This window comes from Streptomyces sp. NPDC012510 (assembly GCF_042955065.1).
In the GTDB taxonomy this organism is placed as follows: Bacteria; Actinomycetota; Actinomycetes; order Streptomycetales; family Streptomycetaceae; genus Streptomyces.
The window spans coordinates 1-1347 of the sequence record NZ_JBIBEN010000087.1 but is presented as its reverse complement, the minus strand read 5'-3'; the positions used below and the strand labels follow the sequence as shown (position 1 = coordinate 1347).

Here is a 1347-nt window from a genome sequence, read left to right as displayed (position 1 = left end):
CTGGGCATGACCGGGAAGTGGAATGCCATGTGGCATTCGTCGCCGCCGCTGGGGAAGTCACCGAAGTAGTCGACGACGTCCTCCGGCCACTGGTTCGCCTCCGCGAGGATGACCGTGTCCGGATAGAGCGCGTCGAGCTCGCTGCGGACGCGCTTGAGGAACGCGTGGGTGGCCGGAAGGTTCTCGCAGTTGGTGCCTTCCTCCTGGTAGAGATACGGGACGGCGTCGAGACGGAAGCCGTCGATGCCGAGGTCCAGCCAGAACCGCAGGGCGGCCAGCATCTCCTCCTGGACCGCGGGGTTCTCGTAGTTGAGGTCCGGCTGGTGGGCGAAGAAACGGTGCCAGAAGTACTGCTGGCGGACGGGGTCGAAGGTCCAGTTGGAGACCTCGGTGTCGACGAAGATGATCCGCGCGTCCTGGAACTGTTTGTCGTCGTCGGCCCAGACGTAGAAGTCGCCGTAGGGGCCCTCGGGGTCGGCGCGGGATTCCTGGAACCACGGGTGCTGGTCGCTGGTGTGGTTCATGACGAAGTCGATGATGACGCGCATACCGCGCTGGTGCGCGGCGTCGACGAATTCGACGAAGTCGGCGAGATCACCGAACTCCGGGAGCACGGCGGTGTAGTCGGCGACGTCGTAGCCGCCGTCACGCAGGGGGGAATCGAAGAAGGGCGGGAGCCAGATGCAGTCGATGCCCAGCCACTGTAGATAGTCGAGTCTGGCGGTCAGACCTTTGAGGTCGCCCACGCCGTCGCCGTCGCTGTCCTGGAAGGAGCGGACGAGGACTTCGTAGAAGACGGCGCGTTTGAACCAGTCCGGGTCCCGGTCCTTCTGCGGGGTGTCCTCGAAGGTGTCCGGGATGGGTGCGTTCAAGGTCATGGCCTACCTGACCCTCCGATCTGCGACGAGGAGGATGCGCTCTCCGCGCCGAGCCGGACGTGGAGAATGTGCGCGGGCGTCCGCCCGGGTTCCAGACGTACGTAGTTCGTCCGCCCCCAGCGGTAGGTCTCCCCCGTCAGCTCGTCGCGCACCGGCACGTTCTCGTCCGCGCCCAGGCCGAGTTCCGCCATGTGGAGCGAGATCCATGCCTCCTGTGCGTGATGGGGGTCGAGGTTGACGACCACCACGACCGCGTCGGCGCCCGCGCGCTTGCTGTACGCGATCACCGCGTCGTTGTCGGTGTGGTGGAAGCGCAGATTTCTGAGCCCGTGCAGGGCGCGATGGCGTCGCCTGATGTCGTTCAGCGCGGTGATCAGGGGGGCGATGGTGTGGCCGTCGCGTTCGGCGGCGTCCCAGTCGCGTGGGCGGAGTTGGTACTTCTCGGAGTCGAGGTATTCCTCGCTGCCGG

1 protein-coding gene and 1 pseudogene are annotated in these 1347 nt (G+C 66.1%); both read right to left on the bottom strand.

Annotated features, from left to right (window positions below; translation table 11 throughout):
* Positions 1-878 (bottom strand): alpha-amylase family glycosyl hydrolase (locus tag ACFY9I_RS42505; protein WP_391012903.1); only part of this gene is annotated, 878 nt, incomplete at its 3' end.
* Positions 875-1347, bottom strand: a pseudogene (locus tag ACFY9I_RS42500) (alpha-1,4-glucan--maltose-1-phosphate maltosyltransferase); the annotation flags it as partial. The pseudogene ACFY9I_RS42500 and the gene ACFY9I_RS42505, both read right to left, overlap by 4 nt.